The following is a 20847-nucleotide window of genomic DNA, read 5'->3' on the forward strand; positions in this document are numbered from 1 at the left end:
AAAAGGCAAACTAAATTAGTTTGCCTGCATAGCCAGTAATCTGGTTATAAAAAGTAGGGGGATACACATGTCTACAAATAGCTTAGGGCAGTTGCTACTCAAGCTATGTAGGTATCTTACTCATTTCATGTGTCATATTTATTACTGCAGCAATTTTTTATACACAAAGATTAATTAGCTGCAGTAACAACCACACAACATCTATAAAAATAATTTACAATCAATTGGTTGGGCTTTGCTTTACCATAATTAATTGTTCAGTATTAAATCCGCGTTGTTGTGCTGCGGCTTTAAAATCAGCTATACGTTGTTCACTCACTTGAGGTGTACGTGCTAACAACCACAAGTAATCTGTGTTATAACCAGACACATACGCGTACTGATAATCTTGCTGATCTAACCCAAACACCACATACGAGCTATAAAACGGCCCAAAAAACGACACTTTCAAATGCCCTTCATTATTACTGGCAACAAATTGTGCTTTACCTTGCGCCTCACTCCATTCATTATCTTGTGCATTAAAACCACGGTTTAATACCGTTACACTGCCATCTTCATTAATAACGTAATTTGCGGTGACGTTTTCTAAGCCGCGCTCAAAAGAGTGATCTAAACGAGCAATTTCATACCACTTTCCTTGATATTGCTCGAGTGAAAATGGGCTTACAGGGCTAACTTGCTCTGGCATACCAGTACACCCGCTCAACAAACTGCCAACAAATAAAGCAAAGCCAATAAAATAATGATTTTTCATAGTCGCATCCTTAATAGTTGATCTTTAGTTTACGTAATAACCAGCAAAAAAGTTCACTAAATACTAGTGGTTATAAAAGGCATAGGTTAGGATCATCTTTTTACTAACTAAGTGAGCTAATAATGAAGATATGGGTTGATGCCGATGCCTGCCCGGTGGTGATCAAAGAGATTTTATTTCGCGCCGCAGAGCGTACGCACACTGAGACCATTTTAGTTGCTAACCATGCAATGCGCATCCCACCCTCTAAATATATTAGCCGTTTGCAAGTATCATCAGGATTTGATGTTGCCGATAACGAAATAGTAAAACGCATAGCCGCCAATGATTTAGTGATCACCGGTGATATTCCGCTGGCCTCTGAAGTAATTGATAACGGCGCTCAAGCACTCAACCCGCGCGGCGAGTTGTATACCAGTGAAAACATTCGTTCATTGCTTAATGTACGTGACTTTATGGATACCATGCGCTCAAGTGGCGTTGAAATGGGGGGCGGTCCTCCACCATTAAGTCAAAGCGATCGCCAAAACTTCGCAAATAACTTAGATCGCATTTTAGCGAAAAATAAATAATGACAGAGCAATTTATAGGCTTTGGCGAGCAACCTTTCAAAGTCGCAGTTTACATTGCTAATACGCCGCCTATGGCAGAATATAACGACCTTTGTACCTTATCTCCGCTCGCCACAGGTCAGATCAACACAATCAACCAAGCATGCGGTAATGGCTGGCGTAAAGTCTTTAACGTGTATGCAAAAGTGCTGTTTGCGCTACCAAGTGAGTTTTATCAATTTGCAAAACTCGCCCCCACTTGGCAGCAATATCGTGATACTCACTTATTGCAAAGCAATAGCCAAACGGCTCTATTATTTAGCCCACCGCAACTGATAAATTCCACCACATTGCATATTATCGCTGGGCGGACCTATGCCAAAGCATTAATAAGCCAAGGGTTATTAACAGCACAATTGCAGTGGTTAGATGAAGAGTTTGCAATAGATAGAGCAAATAAATTAATTGTGTGCCCCTACTTTGACTATCGCCAACTGAGCAATATAAAAATAGCTCGGCTTAGCCAATTAGTTGCCGAGTGTTTTTAATAATATGGCGCAGTAACACTTTGTTAGCTAAGCTTAAAAAAGTTAACAAAGCTAGGATGATCTCCACACTATGAAAATACTCGTCGTTGACGATATGCCATTAATGCGCCATGTATTGATTAATATGCTCAGAACACTTAACTTTCCAGATCTAGTCGAAGCCACAGACGGCCTTCAGGCACTAACCTTCTTAAAAAACCAACATTTCGACTTGGTGATCACCGATTTACACATGCCCAAAATGGATGGGAAAACCTTACTCAACCGAATTCGTGATGATCAAGAGTTAACGGCGCTCCCCGTACTTATGGTAACCTGCGAAGACAATTCCGCAGCAATCAAAGAAATTATTGCCGCAAAAGTGACCGGTTTTATTATCAAACCCTTTAATTTAAACGTGTTAGATAACCAACTAAAAAAAGTTTTAAAGCAACAGTGAGCTCATCCACGCAGCCCTTAAAAAGGATGATCAATCATCACCCACATATTTGTGCCTTCGTCTGATACCGCTAAATCAGTTCGCACGACTAAACCTGCTAACATAGCTCGCAAACCAACACCGTAATCAAATTTAATGTCTTCGGTCAGCGTGCCAATATCATACTCAGGCGCAACTCGGCCAGCTTCAGCAAATGCTACCAATTGAAACCAATCTAGCTTTAAAAACTTCAGCCATTGTACATCTTCAATAGGATTATATTTAAGTGTGTGGCGATATTCTGCTGTGGTATAAATGGCTGCCTTGTCGTGAAAACGGTAAAAATCGTACCCTTTCATTCTTTTAAAGCCACCTAACGTAGCCCCTTCGTTATATGGTGCTGCATCGGTAATTACGGTTGAGCCATCGGCATTATTAAGCACATTCCAGCTAGGTGAATAGGCGGTCCAAAAGTTGACAGCTAATACCCGCTGGTGTGCATATTCAGTCTCGCCAAAAGAAAAGAACTTACTGGCGCTAAATTGCCATAAATTCCAATCATATTCTTCATCGCCCCAAGGTGATGACGTAGTGTAAGACACATACTGACGACTACCAAAACTGGGGTTAGTAGCAAAATCGGTATTGTCATACAACAAACCAAACTCCACCGCTGACATATCACCACTGAGCTGCTGCGATTCAAACTCAAAACTCTGAAAACGACTAAAGTAACGCGTGGTGGCAACCATCGCCCCTGACGTTAGCGGATTCCACTCTTTACCACCCGAAGGTTCAGAGACCAACATCCCGTTCTTTAACCTGTAATCAATTATGCCACTGTCTTTAGTGGCACCAAATGGCAGCGCATATTCAAGCTTCATATCAACCCAATTAGAATCGCCATCTGCTTCTAAATATTGCTCATTGCTTGATTCATTACTGCCAGGTGTTATTCCATCAGGGGCAACAGGTTGGCGAGCGCCGGTATAGGCACGTTGATCAGGAAAGTACGCAAACAAGCCATTGGCACTCAAATACCATCGTTCACTATTATTGATCCGGTAATTAAACACCCCAGCCCAAAAACCATGGCTTACATCCCCTTTAAATGCAGTAGCACCAATACTCATTTGATCTTGATGCCAACCTTTAAGCATTCCCCCTACCCCCAAATTAAAGCCCATGGTTTCGGTGCTAAAAAAGTACGGTAATATGAGGTTCTCTTGCACTTTATCGGGGGTTTCTTCACGGTTAACACTCGATTTAACTAGGCTGACATCAGCATGAGCCAATCCCATGGAACCGCTTAACAATAATAAAGCCACAACATTCAGTTTGTTTGCCACTGTAATTTTCCCTATCCCAGATCATCACTTTGGGTTGATTTTTATTCACCCAATTAAAGATACCAGCTAGTTACTAAACTGCAAAGTTGCTACTTATTGAATTACTTAAATATTGCTTAAATCATCATCGCACTGAAGCTAAGATAATAGCCACGTCTGAAAGCGCTGGACTGTTGCAGTCACCAACCACGGGGAGGTAAGGTTCGGGCTGCGGGATACGAGCGGCGAGCAAACCTTAGCTCTTCCTTGTAGGTCGTCATTTATGGCGACAATGTCTAATATTGAAAATTGACGCGCTAAAGCACAACCTACATTAAAAACTTTGTGTTTTCTTCTAAAGCGCAGCGCCTCATAAACTCTGTGGTGAATAAATTACTTAAGACCATTTTTGCACAAAGAGCAGTGAATGAGGGTAAATGAGAAGCCAAAAAGCTTCGGGTGACGAGCCACGAGCTGCGGGCTACTGATTAACCCTAGCTCCTAGTCACTTTCCTAACACCTAGCGACTTTAACCTTTTACCTACTCCACCGTAGGCGTTAAGCTTGCTGACGCATTTTACTTGATCACACCTGTAGGTCGTCATTTATGGCGACAATATCTAATATTGAAAATAGACGCGCTAAAGCACGACCTACTACTAGAACCGAGCAGCGGGCTTATTCCACGTAGGAACCAGCTTTAGCTGTGATTGTTTTAAAGTCTATTTTACCACCTAGCACACCGAGCGCTGTGCTACACCGAGTAGTTAATAGCGCGGGCGACTGGTCGCGAGCGGCAGGCTATGGATTTAGCCTAGTTCCTAGTCACTTTCCTAACACCTAGCGACTTTTTGCACAAAGAGCAGTGAATGAGGGTAAATGAGAAGCCAAAAAGCTGCGGGTGACGAGCGACGGGTTACAGATTAAACCTAGCCCCTAGAACCTTTTATTGCCTTTTACTTACAACGAATAAACTTAAATAAACGCTTTCATACTTGGTAACAGCTCAACCTGCTCACTCAGTTCGCCAGCTGCTTTATTAATAATATTAATACATAAACCAATGTGTTCTAGTTCACTATTAGACAAGTTATTTGCAATAGCAGTCGCTTTGGCCATATTTATTGCCCCTAATACTGACTGAATTGTTTGGCTCATCAGTAGCTGCATACGCGCAAGAGAAATATCAAACTCATCAGCAAAATCAGCTAACATATAAGCCGTTATTTCATTACTAAAATTACCCGCGCCTTGTGAATTATAGTCACCTAGCGACATTGCATAATTCCTTGAAATAGCTGGCTGTGAACCACCTTTTGCACAATCAATGCTCGTCTGTTCAATAATCGCTTCAATATTTACCAAATCGTAAAACGGTGCGAGCTCTAAGCCACTTTTACCAACAAAAAAACTAATGTTTTTGCCGTGAGCATCGTAATTACGCACTAAAATATTAAATGTCATCCAACGAATAAGTTGCGCCTGATACGCTTGCACATTCGCGGTTTCAATATTAAACAGCTTAGGAAAAGAAACACCATCTCGAATATAAATACCATCACCTTCATCACCGTGCTGGCGCTCGTATTTGTAAGAAGGCGGCAAATTAGTCGCTTGGCACCCATCAATAACATGACGACGTAAAACTCGGTTTTGCTCTTTAACAACACGCCTATCAAAACGATCAATAACAAAGGTTCGCACTTCACCATAGCTACGCAATTCAACGTCTGGCACATCAAGTCCTGCGCCTCTTGCCAGTAACATAGTAAATAACTCATTTACGGCAATGAAAGGCGCAGCACCCGTTTCAAACTTAAATATTTTATTAGAGCATAACAGGCCTTCACCAAACCCTAATCTTCCATCGATTTCGAGTAGATTAAGCTTATCTTGAACCCCAGCAACAGAGAGCCTCGTTCGTCCATCCCACAGTGTAATGGCCTCGCCTGCTTGCTTAAAACGGCTAAGCTTTTGACTTAACTCCTCATTAGTTATTTCGCGAAAAGAGGTTTGCTTTACAGCACTATTACTTGCCTTAAACGACAAAGCACCTGACGTCTCTTCCCCAATTACCTTTATTAAACCAAAAGTATTATTCTTAGAAATGGTCGTGCTACTGATGATCTCTTCAAGGCCTTTGCCTTCCGGCAATAAATTTTGCAAATAATTACGCACTGCACGAGAGTCAAAATCGCCATTGAGTGGCAAATGAGGTGAAACAGCAAAACCCTCGTTGCTCCAATTAGCCTCATAAGTAAATGAAATTTCATTTTCAGAGCCTACTGCTAATGTAATCTCAGCCACCTTTTGCGATTGACCGATAAACACATCTAAACTATTTAGGTTAGTACCACTGTTCATCGCTCACCTCTTCATTGCTGTGAGCTATATCATCACTAACAAGGCTAAACGACAACCCTAAATACTCCATAACTTTAAGTACATTATGCAGTTGCACGGTTACATCACCTTTTTCTATTTTTATTAAGGTTGGCTTAGAAATAGCAAGCGCTTGTGATACATCCATTAATGTCAGCTTCATTCCTGTGCGTTTTGCAGTAATGGCTTTAGCCAGCTGCATAGGCGAAAATGGCTTAGAAAGCTCAGGCATTTCAGTACGCTTAACAACTCTTCCGAGTGTTTTTTTGCTAAGGGTGTCACTCATATTTGGTCAACTATAATTTACTTATACAACCGATTTTAGGACACCTAAAGCAAAAGTCAACAATACTTTACTTTTAGATTAAAGCATAAATTAACCAGACCATAAGAAAGTTATATTTTACTTATGGATAGTTGAAATTTAATTAAACCCCATAAGTAAACTTAAATTGACTAGATAATAATAAAGCTGGCGAGTTGAAGTAGCAACGGGTGACGAGTCGCGAGCTATGGGCTGCGGAATAATCCTAGTATTTCCTTGTAGGTCGTCATTTATGGCGACAATGTCTAATGTTGAAAATTGACGCGCTAAAGCACGACCTACTTTCGAGGTACGGGCTTCGGCAATAACCCTAGCACCTAGTCACTTCCCTAGAGCCTAGCACCTTTTATATACCGTAGGCGTTAAGCTTGCTGACGCAAAAAGCGCAGCTTTTATATTGTAGGCGGGAGTTTACCTCGCGCTCTGGTTTTTAGTTGCAGATTTTGAGGGTGTCGCGTTGGCGACGGCAACCAAGGGGCGCTCTTTACTAATTTAAAGCGCCTAATAAGCTCTTTGAAAACTCGGCGCACTAAGTGTTTTACAAGCTCTGAGCGTGCAACTTGCTGTCATGCAAACCACGTTTAATCTTTAAACCAACGATAAAAACCAAACACAGCCAAAAATGCAACACAACCAACAATCACAAGTTGCCATATTTTATAGTTATGAGTTTTCTCTTGCTCAGGAGCGTGCGCAGTCAAACGGGTGTCTACTTTTGACACAGGGGTTAATGTCATAGAATGAGTAAGCAGCTTCGCTGGATTAGCATCCGCCTGAGGCATCACTACCTTAACGGGTTCAACATGCGTGCTTACTTTGTTTTGCGCATGCCACTGGTCTTCAAATTTAGTACGCTGCTCAGCTCGGTTTTCACTGCACCAAACAAAGTCAGTTTGTTGCAATTCATTAGCACGACAACGCTGAGGGTATTGGTAAAAATTGCTCCAGGCGAGCCGTTTCCGATCACTGTCATATGTTTTACTATAGACCGTTGAATCATGTACTTTTTTATTTAATAAATCATTTGCTGATGAATGAGAATAGCGAGGTGATGCAGAACTACTCCCTCGGCGCTTCGGGTTTTTACAATAACGCCCTAATTCTTTAAAGAGCTCAGTGGCACGCTGGCGTAACCGCTCACCTTCTCTTGCGCTATAGCTTGATCTCATTCTGTCACGAATATTTTCTCGCTCAGCCTCAATACGCTCACATTGTGCTTGTGAATATTGCTCTGCGGCCAATACGTCACAGCTCAGAATCCAGCAGATAGCCAATAAAATCCTTTTAATCATGTTTGCATCACTGTTGTTAAATTAGGGTTAGCGTACCATTTTTTATACTAACGGCAAGGTTTTCAATCAAAGAAGCCGATGCTTATTATTTGCCTCATGCAATGAAGCGAATAATAGCTTTAATTGCCTCATTTTGGACTTTGCGAGTTTGCGTATATCAAGCTGCGGGCTACTGATTAACCCTAGCTCCTAGTCACTTCCCTAGAGCCTAGCACCTTTACCACAGTAGGCGTTAAGCTTGCTGACGCGAAAAGCGTAGCTTTTAAATTGTAGCCAGGAGTTTATCTCGCGCTCTATTTTAAATTCCAATTTCTAGATATGTCGCGTTGGCGACGGCAACCAAAGAGAAGTAACCGCCGACTTCTCTTTGGAATCTCTCGGCGCCCCGAGCATTTTGCTACTTCCTCAAAGCCCAAATTGATATGAACGTAAACGCCGTGTAAGGCACATCCTTGTGCCAGTCACGGCTCTGATTGCATCCATGCAATCAATTACTCATCAATTGAGGTTTTTCGGGCAAAATGACGGGGAAATTATCTTCGCAGCTGCCTTCAATTCAACAGTAACTTAATGCTTGTTTACATTGCATTTTTTAGTAAACTGAATGCTCGCAAACAGGGAGCGATTTAATGCAGCAAATTGGTATTTACGAGCAGTTAATTACACAAGTAATCAAGCAGAACTTAAATCGTGATCAATTTTATGTCGGTGAGCGTCAACTAGAATCGGCTGAGGCTGCAACGTGGCTTTCGCGCTTTTTAGGTAAGCTGGTTGAACATGCAATTGATGCAATCCCTAATTCAGACGAGCGTTTGCAAGAGCAAATTAACCTCGCAAACAACCTTGTACTGTGGCTTAAAGATCATATTCGCGATGACGAGCTGATCAACGAAAACCTCATCGATAGCCAAGGGCGTATTCTCACCGCGTTGTTTAATACCCAAAACCCTATTGCGGCAAACCTTAAAGATTACTCCAAAGATATATTCCCGCTAACAGGACTTACCCAAAGTGAATTATTTAGCGGCGCGAATGCGGGCATATCGCTCGAAACTGAGCTAAAGCGCGAGATTAAATCGGCTGATACAATTTACTGGCTTGTCTCATTTATAAAATGGACAGGGCTACGCATATTTAAAAATGAGCTTGAAGCCTTTACTAAAAGCGGTAATAAACTCAAAGTGATTACTACCTCGTACATGGGCGCAACGGATGCGAAAGCCGTGGAGTTTTTAGCAAGCCTACCAAATACAGAAGTAAAGCTAAGCTACAATAATCAGCAAGAGCGCTTACACGCAAAGTCATACTTGTTTATGCGTAATACGGGGTTTCATACTGGTTATATTGGCTCGTCTAATTTATCGCATTCGGCGCTTACCAGTGGCCTTGAGTGGAATTTAAAAATTACCGCACAAGAGATCCCGCATATTATAGCCAAAACCAAAAGCACTTTTGAAACCTACTGGGAATCAAAAGACTTCGAGCTGTTTACAGGCGCAATTGAGTGTAAAGAAAAGCTCATAAATTCACTTAACGAGCAACGCGGTAACGGCCAAGCAAGTAACCAGTTTTATTTTGATATAACCCCTAAAACCCATCAGCTCGCTATTTTAGAAAAACTAAGCGTAGAGCGTAGCGTCCATAACCGCTTTAAAAATTTAGTGGTCGCCGCAACGGGCACAGGTAAAACCATAATATCAGCGTTCGACTTTAAAACCGTTTACGATAAAAACCCAAACGCCCATTTTTTGTTTGTAGCCCACCGTGAAGAAATACTCAAACAAGCGCAAAGTGCTTACCGTGGTGTGCTCAAAAATAACGACTTTGGCGAGTTGTGGGTGGGTAACTACAAACCACAACGTTACAACCAATTATTTGCGTCAATCCAAACACTGAATAGCCAAATTGAATCGCTCAACTTAACAAGTGATTACTACGACTACATTGTGATAGATGAAGTGCATCACGTAAGCGCCGCCAGTTATCGCGCTATTTTAAATCACTTTTCGCCCACAATATTACTTGGCTTAACCGCTACACCAGAGCGCCAAGATGGGGCTAATATACTCGATGACTTTTGCGGTGTAATCGCCGCGGAAATTCGCTTGCCAGAGGCAATAAATCAGCGCCATTTATGCCCGTTTCAATACTTTGGATTAGATGACGACACCGACTTAAGCCAAATAACATGGCGTGGTGGCCGTTACGATATAAGCGAGCTAAGTAACCTCTATACAGGGGAGAACAACCGCGCTAATAAGATTATATCCAGCCTTGCAGATATAGTAACTAACGTTCAAGCAATTAAAGCGTTGGCATTTTGCGTAGGCCAAAAACACGCAGAGTTTATGGCCTCTAAGTTTAACTTAGCGGGTATAAACGCCGATGTGCTAACTAGCAAAAACACTAATGAACGCGCGCTCAAACAGCAAGCACTGCGCCAAGGCGAAATACAAATACTCTGCGTGGTTGATATTTTTAACGAAGGTGTCGATATTCCAGAGGTCGATACCCTGCTATTTTTACGCCCAACAGAAAGCCTAACGCTGTTTTTACAGCAACTAGGCCGTGGCCTGCGCCTGCCAGATAATAGCCAAAAGCAGTGCTGCACCGTACTCGACTTTGTAGGCAATGCCCGCCCAGAATACGATTTTTCCAGTAAATTCCGCGCACTCATTGGTAAAAGTAATCAGCCAATAAAAACCGAGATTGAAAACAACTTCCCGCATTTACCACTGGGTTGTCGTATAGAGCTACAAAAGCGCACACAGCAAACAATATTAAAAAATATTCAGCACGCTATAAACACTAAACGCCGTTTACAGCAGCTTATAAATAGCTATTCGCAACATACCAATGACGCGCTTACGCTAAGCAATTTTTTACGTATAAACCCACAAGTCACGCTTGAAGATATATACAAACCAAAAGCCGGTAGGCTCGGCGGCTGGCACTGGCTTAAAGGTGATGAAATTCTAGCAGAGCAAGCCGACATTTACGCCGCATATTACCGCGCAATCAACACCCAGTTACTGAGCTGCGACTCGCTCAGCTACTTATGCTTTTTACGTGATTTATGTAACAACAACTTTAGCTTTACCCCAACTCCACAAAACCACCAGTACGCGCTTATGGCGCATTACAACTTTTGGGATAGCACAGGCACGAGTTTAGGTTTTAAAACGCTTGAGCAAAGCTTACAAGCTCTTAAACACAAAGAGTTACAGCAGGAGCTTGCACAAGTGATTTCGCTGTTAATAAACCGCATTCATCAACAAGAAAGCGATTTAGCGTGCCTACCAAACCACGCTATAAAATTACACAGTCGCTACACACGCCAGCAAATACTCGCCGCGTTTGGCGCACACTCGTTTGATAAAAAATCGACCGCCCGCGAAGGCGTTTTAGAATTTAAAAATCAAAACCTAGAGCTACTATTCGTCACGCTCAACAAATGCGAAAAAACCTATTCCCCCACAACGCTATATCACGATTATGCAATCAGCCCCACCCTGTTTCATTGGCAAACGCAAAACAGCGCCCGCCCTGAACACGGCCGTGGCCTTAGTTATATTGAACACCAGCAAACAGGCAAAACCATCCTGTTATTTGTACGCGAACAAGGCAAAGACGAAAACGGCCGAACCATGGGGTTTGTAAACTACGGCGAGGTTAAATACCAAAGCCACAACGGCAGCCAGCCGATGAATATAACGTGGGAATTAACCAACCCCATGCCAAGCGAAATGTGGCACGAGGCTGGAAAATTAGCGGTTGGATGAAGTTCTTATACTTATAACAAAACAGTAAATTAAATTACTTCTCCACTACAAAGGAGTAAATTGCCAGGTTAGAATCAAAAACGCTAACTGACTATTTTATTATCCCGACAAAGGTAGTTATGTATTTATTTTAGTTTCATCTAGAAACTGCTTAACTAGTTTTCCACGATGATTTCTAGCGCTTTTTTCATTGATAGCTTCTTTCGCATATTCAAAATATTTTTTCTCATCTTCAGTCATTGCATCAGTTTCAATGCCAGCAAAATACTTTTTACTTTTTAATTCTAGAGTTTCTAATTTTCTTTTTAACTCAATAAGGTCAAATTGCTCAGCGCGAATTCCTGAGAATTCAATAAGTAAAGTGAAAGCGTTGGCTTTTGAAAACCAATAACTTCCTTTTCGAAAATCAATAGCATTGAACATATTTATACTATTCTTTAAAGATTCTTCTACCGAATGTTGCCTATCAAAGTTCGAATTGAACGTTTCAATATATTCTGAAACCTTAGTATTTCGATTAAAATATTCTGATTCAACCAATGTCGTGATTAGTGTCATCACAAATTGAAGGTTATTCATTCTTTTAATATCATTCTCTGAAAAAACACTTGAATGTGTAAAAAACTCTAAAAACTTAGCTCTATCTCTATCTTCAATGATTGTATCTGTTTCGTCACTTGTAGGATTGAAGTCTTCATCAATAAGCTGTTTGCAAAACACTACAAACTCGCTGTCACCGTATTGAGCATTTAATTTCTCTACTGCATTCAATGAGTATTCAGTGTTGTTAATGCGCATGAAAATATCTTTTATGATTTCCATATCAACGTTCTTTAAATCACGCACTGAAACAAAGTAATTTAAGAACAATTTTTTTTCATCGGTAGAAAGTTCTGAAAAAGACTTAACTTTATTTTGTTTTTTAAAGTCACCAACACCTTTTATGTAGTCAACAAGAGTAGACAAGCGTTGTTGCCCATCCACAACGATTTCTGATGACGTAATATTAGTTACATCCATTTCAGAGCTTGCAATATACACTTCTGGAAATGGATAGTTTTTTAATACTGTTTCAATAAAATGAAATTTATGCTGTTTTTTCCAAACTAACTTCCTTTGGAAGTCAGGGGATAATGTTAGTGAGTTTGATTCAACTTTATTGTATAGCTCAATAATTTTGACGTTTGTCGAGGGGATACTTTCTAATAAATCATTCATAATATTTTTACGCTATTAAGTTAAGAGCAAGGGTATGCACGTTATTTCTATGATATTTTTCAAAAAAATACCAAGACTTAAATATGCCTATATTAACATCTCTGTTGTACTTAAGTGATAAAGCAGTCTTAACTTCATCTATTTCGGCAGTTATCACATAACTATCAGGTAAAAACTTTGGATTCAGCCAACCTTTTAGAATGTATTTCGAGAAACTGTTCCTATTTTTGTATGCTGTTGAATAGCAGTCTGTATGATCATAAAGATTCACTAATTGTTCATCAAATAACTGGCTTGAAACTATTGCCACGTCTAAATCTGATTTGTTCACTTCTCTGTCAAGATCATAATCTTGGTCGAAGAGTTTAAATTCATATAATCCAGGAAGATCTTTATTAGGCTTTATACTAAAACCTAACTTCCCAGAACCAACGACTGCAATATCTCTTATATGAACATTTAAACTATCTGCAATCATTTTTTTAAATTTGAATTCTTCATACTCGTCATAATATAAATCAAAAAAGTAACAGCCCCCGTCAATTAAATGTTTTTGAACAACTTCATCAGGACTTTTTGTTTGACAATCTAGCTTAAACTGTTTTAACTCATCAACTTCTGTTTTTTTTTCTTTATTCATATAAAATTAAGCTTTTGTTTATCATAAATTTATAGCAGCTAAACTTTCCCAAATTCGGTGTTTTATAACATTCCAAAACAGCATATATAATCTACTCGAATAATTTCTTTATAGTAAACATCTAAAAAATCTAGAAATAATTCACTATCATTTAGCTATAATGCTTTGATTTATAGGTTTTATTAAACCTATAAAACTAATTAGTGTAAGTTTTTATTCCTTTCTGTAAATTGTGTAAGCTCATATGGAACCTATTTAAATCTTAAGCATTTATATTAAGCGCGTAATGAGATTCGATAGTGTCACTTTTTGCATCAGCGCATATAACTCAAATTCGCAAGGCAAACTCCCACCTGCATTCATAACCACCAATCTACCAATATACTCCAACTCCCCGTGATCACACCTGAAACTGAGTTAATGATGAGTAATTTACAGCATGGATGCTGTAAAAAGCGTAGTTTGGCCATGGATGGCCTATCTACGCTGGTTACGTTCACATTATTAACGATGTTGAAGATCAAGTGTGATCCTCGGGGCGCCGTGGGGTTCCAAGGGGCGGTCGGCGGCAGCCGCCCCTTGGTTGCCATCGCCAACGCGATAAAACCTCGAATAGAGGTTTTTAATCCCTTTCCCATAACAGAACCATGTAATTAAATACATTGACGCGCTAAAGCACGACCTAAAATTTAAAAGCGCGATATAAAATCGAGCCTACGGCACGACCTACAATTTAAAAGCTGCGCTTTTCGCGCGAGTAAGCTTCATGCTTACGCGTCATACCTCGGCTTACCTTCCGCCACTAAACTAAGCTCGGCATTGCTATTAAGATATAAACCCACATCAGCGGCGTGTTCAAAGCTGTCTTTTGCTAACCACAACTTAGCGCTGTTCGCCTGTGCCACCTGATACGCCCAATCACTTACCGAGCGTGATTTATCTGCATCACAATTAAAATAATCACTGAGTTCACGGGTTATGTGCTGGCTATTCAAAACCAAGTTTTGTTCTTGCCAGCGTTCGCGGTGCAACTGCGCGGCTAAAAAGTCGCGTTTGCTGTTATTACACGTGCTGTGCGCGGCCACAAAGTTGTGGCCTAAATCATTCGCGTAGCGGGCAAACGGAATAAAGTGATCAACTTCGGTTTTGTTATTCAACGGCTTTTGGCAATAAAAACAATTACCATGTTGCAGCTCGATTAATACAGGTTTGGCTTTGCTCAGGGCGTTACGGTCAAAGCCAAATAAAAAATCATGCAGTTGGCTTTGCGGACCGATTAACGCTTGGTTATGTTTAATACTCTGAATTTTTTGCAGCCACGCATTTTTAGCCAAATACACCACCAAATCATAAAAGCGCCGAAAACAGCTAGCGATGCCAGCATTGAGGGTAATGTATTTAGTGCTATTGGTATGCGGGTATAAAAAGCATTCGGCTTGTTTTGCGAGTATTTGTAAGCGCCACAACGGGCCAGTTTTAAGTGTGGCCATCGCAGCGTTAAAAGTTGGCTTATAGAGCACGCTTTGTTTTAATGCGCGTAAGTTACGAATATTGTTTTGCTGGCACTCATATAACACCGAAATCACTTTAGATTGCGCACCTGTATTTTGCTTCAATAACGCACTTTCGCCTGTTTGCTCTGAGGCAAACGGCACCGCGTGATGCCAATAAAGCTCAATAAGCTTGTCAGCCAAGGTAGCTAAATCTATTTTCAGCTCTGCTTGATCTGATATCAGCGGCCGTTCTACACATACATCAGCCAGTGCATGCAGCAACGCAAACTTATATGTTGCACTGAAATCTCCTTCCACCAGCATACGCTGAATGTAGGCGATAAAGTCGAGTTGCTGCTGCATTGCACCAATCATAAAATCGGCACAGCTTTAATTAAGGCATTGAGCCACACTTCACTTTCACGCTCAGGGCGCTGGTCGACCGTTTGCCAGTGCTTTAGTATTTTAAGCTCAGTGTGATGGGTAATAAGCGCGGTTAAGCCCGCTTCATTTAAATCAGTAAATTCGCGACCATTATGTACCCGCTCAGTGTCGCCATATTTAAACGACACATACAAAACCCCGTTTGCTTTAAGCGCGTGTTGTAGGTTTAAAAATACCTGCGGGAGTTCATTTTTTGGCACGTGCAATAAACTGGCACAACACCAAATACCATCGTATTGATTACTGTAATCAAGCTGCTGAAAGGTTTTAACTTCGACTGGTTGTTGTAAGTGAGTGCTTGCAATTTTTGCAAGTTCTGCACTTGCGTCAAAGGCACTTACTGTAAAGCCTTGTTGTTTAAAATACGCAGCATCGCGGGCAGAGCCGCAGCCAGCATCTAAAATATGGCCATGTTTAGGAATAAGCGGTAAAAACTCACTATAAAGCGCCGACATATCAACATGAAGCGTTGAGTCGCTAAAGCTTTGTGCGTTTTGATTGTAGTAACTGAGTGTTTTATTTGACACTAAATCTACCGCTCCATGGTTAATTAATAATACTTAACTACTAGCTTGTTAAGCGTTGATTAAGTTTATCCCTAAGCTAACATGAAAATGTATTAAAAACATAGGGTTTTCCGATGAGTACCAAGTACATAGCTGCTAATTAGCTAAAATTAAGAATTTAGTCTTGGTTATATTTATTCAACGAAGGTGCTAGGTGTGTAAAGGTACTAGGAGCTAGCGAAGTGACTAGGTTCTAGGATTATTGCCGAAGCCCGTCGCCCAAAGTCGCCACGTCGCTTTTGTCTTCTCATTTACCCTCATTGTCTGCTCTTTGTGCAAAATGGTTTTATTAATGTTTTCTCGGTGTAGCGCAGCTTCGGTGAGCTCTGTGGTAAAATTGGTTTTAAAACAATCACAATAAAGACCGCGTCAGCAAGCTTAACGCCTACGGTGATAAAGACGCTAGGGGCTAGGGTGAATCCGCAGCCCGCGGCACGTAGCTCATTGCCCGAAGCATGTTTATATGTCGCGAGGTAAACTCGCTGCTACCACTTTTAGAGAGCTCTGCTCATTTACTCTCATTCTCTGCTCTTTTTAAATCACCTTGCAAATACATCAAATACCGCTAAACTAATCATTAACAACCTAATGACTGCGTAGGTAATCATTTATGAGATCTGAACAAGCATTAAAACTGGCACAGCGGTTGGGTGACCTAATCCGCCAGCACCGCACTTTGCATTACACTCAGAGCACTTTTGCCAAGATGATTGGTGTGTCGCGCTCAACTGTACAAAAGCTTGAACAAGGTGAAGTTGTTAAAAGCGATATATTGCTTGAAGCATTAGTCGTTTTGCAACTACAAGGGTCGCTGCTCGATGAAATAAACGAGCTGGCCGCTGATGTTGGTGGGTACAATGCACGGCAACGTAAAGCTCATAAAGCGCAGGTGATTAACGATGACTTCTGAATGCTATGTATTTATAGATGGGCTAGAAAGCACACCCGTGATCTGTGGCTTTTTTAAGTTAGATACTAAAACTGGTCGTGGTGAGTTTAACTATGGTAAAAGTTATCTTACTCGCACTGATGCCTTTGCACTTGACCCAATCCATCTACCTTTACAACCAGGTATAGTCAGCTATAGCGCAAATAAAGGTGTATTTGGGGTGCTAAGTGATGCTGGTGCTGATTCGTGGGGGCGTAAGCTCATTTTATCGCTGCATAATACCAAACCACAAAACGAGTTGGAGTTTTTACTTGCAGGCTCTGGTTATGGTGTTGGCGCACTAGTATTTAGTTTATCGCGTAGTGCATCGAAGCATAAAACCAATAAAAACACCTTGGCTGACTTAGCTTTGCTGGATCAAGCAAAAGATGATCTTTTAGCTAATAAAGCTATTTCAAATGAGGCTAAAAAGGCCTTTGAGTTTGGCCAAAGTATGGGCGGCGCACGGCCCAAAACCTCAGTGCAAATTGGCAATAAACTTTATTTAGCAAAATTTAATCGTCATGATGATTTATTCAATTTAGTACGCGCTGAACACGCAGCTATGTGTATGGCTAAAGAATTAGGCATTCGCACTGCGAATACTCAAATTCATGAAACAGAAAACGGTGATGTACTCCTTGTGGAGCGCTTTGATGTAAGCGCGGGCTTACCTACTCATCACTTTTTAAGCGCTAATAGCTTACTACAAAAATCTAAAGTGGCTATGAGTGATTTAGCGACTTATTATTCGTATGGTGAATTGGCTGAGTTTATTCGTCACCATACTGGTGAATTTGCCAATGATGCAACTGAGCTTTACAAACGAATGGTGTTTAATGTGATGATTGGCAATACTGACGATCACAGCCGTAATCATGCGTTTTTGTACCATTTTGCAAATAAAACTTGGCGTATGAGCCCAGCTTACGACATCACCCCAATCAATAACTCAAAACAACATGGTATTGGGCTTGGAGATGATGGCCGATACGCCAGTATCGATAATTTGTTATCACAAGCAAAACGCTTTGGTTTAACGAGGACAAAAGCGACAAAAATAATCAGCCAAATAAAAGACTACACGCGACAATGGCCAAGCCACTTTAAGCACTTTGCTGATATTAGCGATATAGATATACAACGCTTAGAAAGTGTTATACCAGATATAGAATAGAAAGGCGCTAGGTTATAGGGTTAATTCGTAGCCCGTAGCTTTTGTCTTCTCATTTACCCTCATTCTCTGCTCATTGTGCAAATTGTTTTTAAGTGATTTATTCACCACAGAGGTTATGAGACGCTGCGCTGATGAGGTGAAAGGTTCAAGGAAAGGTACTAGATTCTAGGATTATCACGTAGCTCGTCGCTCGAAACCCGTAGTACAACGCCCGAAACTCGATTCCCGCAGCATCTTATCATTTCAATTGGCTAATTCGGCAATGGCCCGTAAGCTAAACTCATGCATAGTTACATAATGTTGTTTTTTGATAATCGTTTTTACTATGTCTTGATCTATATTCAAATAATCATGCACAAGAGCGTTGCGCAAACCAATTATTTTACGCCATGAAAGTAACTCTGTATCTGTTAATGCACCGAGTTGCGTTAACTCACTAAATGTTTGATATGCGTTACTGCTGGTACTGCTTTTATGCTTTTTAAGCCAATGTTTTGCCAAACCAATACTGACTTCGGTCATCAACTGTAACAAACGCTCTGCGGCACGATAGTCTCTATTATTAAGTTGTTCTATTTGGCTTAATTCATTGAGTTCTTGCATATATTCGTCGATATGCCGGGTTACTTCACTAATGCCATTCTTACTCGCTATCGCCTCAAACTCAAATTGGCTATAAATACGCTGCTGCTCTTTCATTGCTCTCAAACTATTTTTGCCTAAAATGGCATGCCCGTATTCGACTACATTGAATGCAAGGTAACTTGGGATCAAGTTTATATCAACAATTGAAATAAGCTGTCCATTCAAGCTAAGTGCATTGCTAATTTCAAGCTCGAGTTCTTTTGGTCGAAGCCGCTTATCAAATGAACTTAACTCAAAGTTTTTAAAAGCGATAGCAAGATCTATATCGCTATGGGGTTGCGCCGTGCCTTTGGCGTGGGAGCCGTATAACCAAACAACATCAATATCGCTATTTTGCTGCAAATATTTAATTATTTTTTGAAAAATATCAGTTCCCACAATACAAAACCATTAATAAAACGCAGGGATAATCATAACCTATCAGTTTTACAGTGAACACAAAAACTGATAATTCACTTTTTGGTTTAAAGCAGTCACAGGCAAGAGAAAGGCGCTAGGTTCTAGGAAAGTGACTAGGTACTAGGATTGCTCCGTAGCTCGGTTCCAGTAGTAGGTCGTGCTTTAGCGCGTCTATTTTCAATGATAGGTATTGTCGCCATAAATGACGACCTACAAGTGTGCTCAAGTAAAACGCGCCAGCAATGGGTGATATAAGGTGACAATACAAGTCAAACTAGAGTTAATCTAAACTCTAGTTTGCTTCAATTAAACTTGAGGTCTACAATTAATAACATAAAAGGTATTAAATTGTAGACCAAATGAATAAATCAGACACATTACTAGCAGTATTTGCTAACTCTGTAAAAGCAGGTGGCGGTATTCATACCAGTGCAGAACTGGCTTTTATGATGGCTATAAAACCCACACCAGCATTTACTAAGTTTTTAACTGATAATGTTAATAAAGGGCTGTTAAGAAGAGTCTGCAATGGTATTTTTGAAAGCACGCTTACGCCACCCGACCCAACCACCGCCATTTATAAAATAGTTAAAAAGCTACGTGGCGATGTTTTAAATTACATTAGTTTGGAAAGCCAACTCAGCTACACGGGCGATATTTCGCAAATATTATTTGATAGGTTAACGGTAATAACGAAAGGCCGTAGTGGTACTTTTTATACTCCGTATGGCGTTATTGAACTCACCCATACAAAAAAGCCAATTGATAAATTTTCGAAAAATCTATATTTCGATAAAAGCATCAATATGTATAGAGCAAATACACTACAAGCTATTGCAGATCTAAAAGCCTGTAATCGCAACGTACACATGCTGGAGAACTAAATGCTAACAGAATATATACGCCAAATCATAGCTGCGAATCCAGAGTACGCTGGCGTCACGCCAGTGATTGAAAAAGAAATTCTTCATCACGACATTATGGCTGCAATGGTAAAACAAGGTGTTATGCCTTCGCTTACTTTTATAGGTGGCACTTCACTTCGTTTGTGCCATAACAGTTCTAGGTTATCTGAAGACTTAGACTTTAATGGAGGGCACAACTTCAAGCCGAGCGACTTCAATGGTTTAGAAGTTGAAATTCAAAAATATATACAAAATAAATATGAGGTGCAGGTATGGGTAAATAAACCAGCCGAAGATAATCAAGCTAATACTTCGTCTTGGAAAATAAGTATCGAAAAAGAAAGTAATCGTCCTGATCTTCCCAGGCAAAAAATGCATATAGTTATTTGTGCTATCCCGTCATTTGATATCGAAAAAAGACCATTAATAAATCATTATAATATTGTCGTGCCAACAGAAGGTTTACTGATCCCTGTACAATCATTAACGGAAACTCTCGCGGACAAGTTTATTGCTTTAGCCTACCGTGCTAGGCGAATTAAACCTCGCGACGTATGGGATATAGTATGGATAAAACAAAGGGGTGTTGCAGTGTCCAGCCAACTTATCAATAAAAAGCTTGTGGCAAGGGGGAAAACCAACGAAGACTTTATTGAGGCACTGACTATTCAATTAGACAAGCTAAAGCATGACAATGAGGTACGTAAAGACTTCAATATAGAAATGGGCCGTTTCATTCCAAATCAAATTAAAGAAAGAACTATCGATAACCCTGATTATTGGCTATATGTGCAATCAGAAATTAACACTATGTCACTCGCTATTATTAATAAGAATATTAAAAAAAGTAAGTTTGATATGGGGCATTAATCTTAAGGTTCACAAAAAAACACCTGTAAGGTAATGTTTTGTAGACTAAAAGAAGCTAGGTTTTAGGAAAGTGACTAGGCGCTAGGATTAATTCGTACCTCGTCGCCGCAGCGTTTTTCTTCACTTTGTTTTAAGCGATCTATTCACAAAGAGGTCAAGAGACGCTGCGCTGATGAGGA

General features: G+C 40.5%; 19 protein-coding genes. 8 read left to right on the forward strand and 11 right to left on the reverse strand.

The window, feature by feature from the left end; genetic code table 11:
• Window positions 1-220 precede the first annotated feature (220 nt).
• The gene (locus PHAL_RS0100425; protein ID WP_016706419.1) at window positions 221-757 is read right to left on the reverse strand and encodes a lipocalin family protein; all 537 of its coding nucleotides are present in this window, start codon (window positions 755-757) and stop codon (window positions 221-223) included.
• Between the two features lie 122 nt (window positions 758-879).
• On the opposite strand from PHAL_RS0100425, the gene PHAL_RS0100430 reads away from it, so the two are divergent.
• The 3 genes from PHAL_RS0100430 (at window position 880) to PHAL_RS0100440 (ending at window position 2295) form a co-directional block, all read left to right on the forward strand.
• Entirely contained in the window at window positions 880-1329 is a 450-nt protein-coding gene (locus PHAL_RS0100430; RefSeq protein ID WP_016706420.1) for a YaiI/YqxD family protein, read from the forward strand.
• The gene (locus tag PHAL_RS0100435) at window positions 1329-1856 is read left to right on the forward strand and encodes a DUF6942 family protein (protein ID WP_016706421.1); all 528 of its coding nucleotides are present in this window, start codon (window positions 1329-1331) and stop codon (window positions 1854-1856) included. Before PHAL_RS0100430 ends, PHAL_RS0100435 begins: the two co-directional genes overlap by 1 nt.
• Before the next feature lie 70 nt (window positions 1857-1926).
• Window positions 1927-2295, forward strand: a complete 369-nt coding sequence (locus tag PHAL_RS0100440) for a response regulator (RefSeq protein WP_016706422.1) — start codon at window positions 1927-1929, stop codon at window positions 2293-2295.
• Between the two features lie 17 nt (window positions 2296-2312).
• Here the strand turns inward: PHAL_RS0100440 and PHAL_RS0100445 are convergent, their stop codons facing one another.
• The 4 genes from PHAL_RS0100445 to PHAL_RS23515 form a co-directional block, all read right to left on the reverse strand.
• Window positions 2313-3623 (reverse strand): BamA/TamA family outer membrane protein, encoded by a 1311-nt coding sequence (locus tag PHAL_RS0100445; protein WP_232321808.1) that lies wholly within the window; start codon window positions 3621-3623, stop codon window positions 2313-2315.
• A 954-nt stretch (window positions 3624-4577) separates the two neighbouring features.
• Window positions 4578-5966, reverse strand: coding sequence for a HipA domain-containing protein (locus PHAL_RS0100455; RefSeq protein WP_016706425.1), 1389 nt, complete (start codon window positions 5964-5966; stop codon window positions 4578-4580).
• Entirely contained in the window at window positions 5950-6270 is a 321-nt protein-coding gene (locus tag PHAL_RS0100460) for a helix-turn-helix domain-containing protein (RefSeq protein WP_029215953.1), read from the reverse strand. Before PHAL_RS0100460 ends, PHAL_RS0100455 begins: the two co-directional genes overlap by 17 nt.
• A gap of 620 nt (window positions 6271-6890) precedes the next feature.
• Window positions 6891-7601, reverse strand: coding sequence for a hypothetical protein (locus PHAL_RS23515; protein WP_138973908.1), 711 nt, complete (start codon window positions 7599-7601; stop codon window positions 6891-6893).
• Between the two features lie 629 nt (window positions 7602-8230).
• Here PHAL_RS23515 and PHAL_RS0100470 point away from each other — a divergent pair.
• Complete coding sequence (locus tag PHAL_RS0100470; RefSeq protein ID WP_016706428.1) at window positions 8231-11383, forward strand: DUF3427 domain-containing protein; 3153 nt, start codon at window positions 8231-8233, stop codon at window positions 11381-11383.
• A 117-nt stretch (window positions 11384-11500) separates the two neighbouring features.
• Here PHAL_RS0100470 and PHAL_RS23520 read toward each other — a convergent pair whose 3' ends face one another.
• The 5 genes from PHAL_RS23520 to PHAL_RS0100490 all read right to left on the reverse strand — a co-directional run bounded on the left by PHAL_RS23520 (window position 11501) and on the right by PHAL_RS0100490 (window position 15705).
• The gene (locus PHAL_RS23520) at window positions 11501-12601 is read right to left on the reverse strand and encodes a DUF262 domain-containing protein (RefSeq protein WP_016706429.1); all 1101 of its coding nucleotides are present in this window, start codon (window positions 12599-12601) and stop codon (window positions 11501-11503) included.
• A 7-nt stretch (window positions 12602-12608) separates the two neighbouring features.
• A complete protein-coding gene (locus PHAL_RS0100480; protein WP_016706430.1) occupies window positions 12609-13241 on the reverse strand; it encodes a hypothetical protein in 633 nt (210 codons plus the stop codon).
• A gap of 359 nt (window positions 13242-13600) precedes the next feature.
• Window positions 13601-13879 (reverse strand): hypothetical protein, encoded by a 279-nt coding sequence (locus tag PHAL_RS24070; RefSeq protein WP_138973909.1) that lies wholly within the window; start codon window positions 13877-13879, stop codon window positions 13601-13603.
• 132 nt (window positions 13880-14011) lie between these two features.
• Window positions 14012-15109 carry an HNH endonuclease gene (locus PHAL_RS0100485; protein WP_016706431.1) on the reverse strand — a complete coding sequence of 366 codons (1098 nt, stop codon included), beginning with the start codon at window positions 15107-15109 and terminating at the stop codon, window positions 14012-14014.
• Window positions 15106-15705 carry a class I SAM-dependent methyltransferase gene (locus PHAL_RS0100490; RefSeq protein WP_016706432.1) on the reverse strand — a complete coding sequence of 200 codons (600 nt, stop codon included), beginning with the start codon at window positions 15703-15705 and terminating at the stop codon, window positions 15106-15108. The genes PHAL_RS0100485 and PHAL_RS0100490 overlap by 4 nt, the downstream gene beginning before the upstream one ends.
• A 649-nt stretch (window positions 15706-16354) precedes the next feature.
• On the opposite strand from PHAL_RS0100490, the gene PHAL_RS0100495 reads away from it, so the two are divergent.
• Both PHAL_RS0100495 and PHAL_RS0100500 read left to right on the forward strand, forming a co-directional pair.
• Window positions 16355-16654, forward strand: coding sequence for a helix-turn-helix domain-containing protein (locus PHAL_RS0100495; protein WP_016706433.1), 300 nt, complete (start codon window positions 16355-16357; stop codon window positions 16652-16654).
• Window positions 16644-17849 carry a type II toxin-antitoxin system HipA family toxin gene (locus tag PHAL_RS0100500; RefSeq protein WP_016706434.1) on the forward strand — a complete coding sequence of 402 codons (1206 nt, stop codon included), beginning with the start codon at window positions 16644-16646 and terminating at the stop codon, window positions 17847-17849. The genes PHAL_RS0100495 and PHAL_RS0100500 overlap by 11 nt, the downstream gene beginning before the upstream one ends.
• A 243-nt stretch (window positions 17850-18092) precedes the next feature.
• Here PHAL_RS0100500 and hepT read toward each other — a convergent pair whose 3' ends face one another.
• Window positions 18093-18872, reverse strand: a complete 780-nt coding sequence (gene hepT / locus PHAL_RS24450) for a type VII toxin-antitoxin system HepT family RNase toxin (RefSeq protein ID WP_016706435.1) — start codon at window positions 18870-18872, stop codon at window positions 18093-18095.
• 380 nt (window positions 18873-19252) lie between these two features.
• On the opposite strand from hepT, the gene abiEi reads away from it, so the two are divergent.
• Window positions 19253-19777, forward strand: coding sequence for a type IV toxin-antitoxin system AbiEi family antitoxin (gene abiEi, locus PHAL_RS0100515; protein WP_016706436.1), 525 nt, complete (start codon window positions 19253-19255; stop codon window positions 19775-19777).
• Entirely contained in the window at window positions 19778-20668 is an 891-nt protein-coding gene (locus PHAL_RS0100520) for a nucleotidyl transferase AbiEii/AbiGii toxin family protein (RefSeq protein ID WP_016706437.1), read from the forward strand.
• The last annotated feature ends 179 nt before the right edge of the window (window positions 20669-20847 follow it).

The sequence above is a fragment of the Pseudoalteromonas haloplanktis ATCC 14393 genome, from assembly GCF_000238355.1.
Classification (GTDB): domain Bacteria; phylum Pseudomonadota; class Gammaproteobacteria; order Enterobacterales; family Alteromonadaceae; genus Pseudoalteromonas; species Pseudoalteromonas haloplanktis.

Bases quoted from the DNA above. Each gene is read 5' to 3' on its own strand.
- PHAL_RS0100425 (WP_016706419.1), bottom strand. From the start codon at position 757: ATGAAAAATCATTATTTTATTGGCTTTGCTTTATTTGTTGGCAGTTTG.
- PHAL_RS0100430 (WP_016706420.1), top strand. From the start codon at position 880: ATGAAGATATGGGTTGATGCCGATGCCTGCCCGGTGGTGATCAAAGAG.
- PHAL_RS0100435 (WP_016706421.1), top strand. From the start codon at position 1,329: ATGACAGAGCAATTTATAGGCTTTGGCGAGCAACCTTTCAAAGTCGCA.
- PHAL_RS0100440 (WP_016706422.1), top strand. From the start codon at position 1,927: ATGAAAATACTCGTCGTTGACGATATGCCATTAATGCGCCATGTATTG.
- PHAL_RS0100455 (WP_016706425.1), bottom strand. From the start codon at position 5,966: ATGAACAGTGGTACTAACCTAAATAGTTTAGATGTGTTTATCGGTCAA.
- PHAL_RS0100460 (WP_029215953.1), bottom strand. From the start codon at position 6,270: ATGAGTGACACCCTTAGCAAAAAAACACTCGGAAGAGTTGTTAAGCGT.
- PHAL_RS23515 (WP_138973908.1), bottom strand. From the start codon at position 7,601: ATGATTAAAAGGATTTTATTGGCTATCTGCTGGATTCTGAGCTGTGAC.
- PHAL_RS0100470 (WP_016706428.1), top strand. From the start codon at position 8,231: ATGCAGCAAATTGGTATTTACGAGCAGTTAATTACACAAGTAATCAAG.
- PHAL_RS23520 (WP_016706429.1), bottom strand. From the start codon at position 12,601: ATGAATGATTTATTAGAAAGTATCCCCTCGACAAACGTCAAAATTATT.
- PHAL_RS0100480 (WP_016706430.1), bottom strand. From the start codon at position 13,241: ATGAATAAAGAAAAAAAAACAGAAGTTGATGAGTTAAAACAGTTTAAG.
- PHAL_RS24070 (WP_138973909.1), bottom strand. From the start codon at position 13,879: ATGGGAAAGGGATTAAAAACCTCTATTCGAGGTTTTATCGCGTTGGCG.
- PHAL_RS0100485 (WP_016706431.1), bottom strand. From the start codon at position 15,109: ATGATTGGTGCAATGCAGCAGCAACTCGACTTTATCGCCTACATTCAG.
- PHAL_RS0100495 (WP_016706433.1), top strand. From the start codon at position 16,355: ATGAGATCTGAACAAGCATTAAAACTGGCACAGCGGTTGGGTGACCTA.
- PHAL_RS0100500 (WP_016706434.1), top strand. From the start codon at position 16,644: ATGACTTCTGAATGCTATGTATTTATAGATGGGCTAGAAAGCACACCC.
- abiEi (WP_016706436.1), top strand. From the start codon at position 19,253: ATGAATAAATCAGACACATTACTAGCAGTATTTGCTAACTCTGTAAAA.
- PHAL_RS0100520 (WP_016706437.1), top strand. From the start codon at position 19,778: ATGCTAACAGAATATATACGCCAAATCATAGCTGCGAATCCAGAGTAC.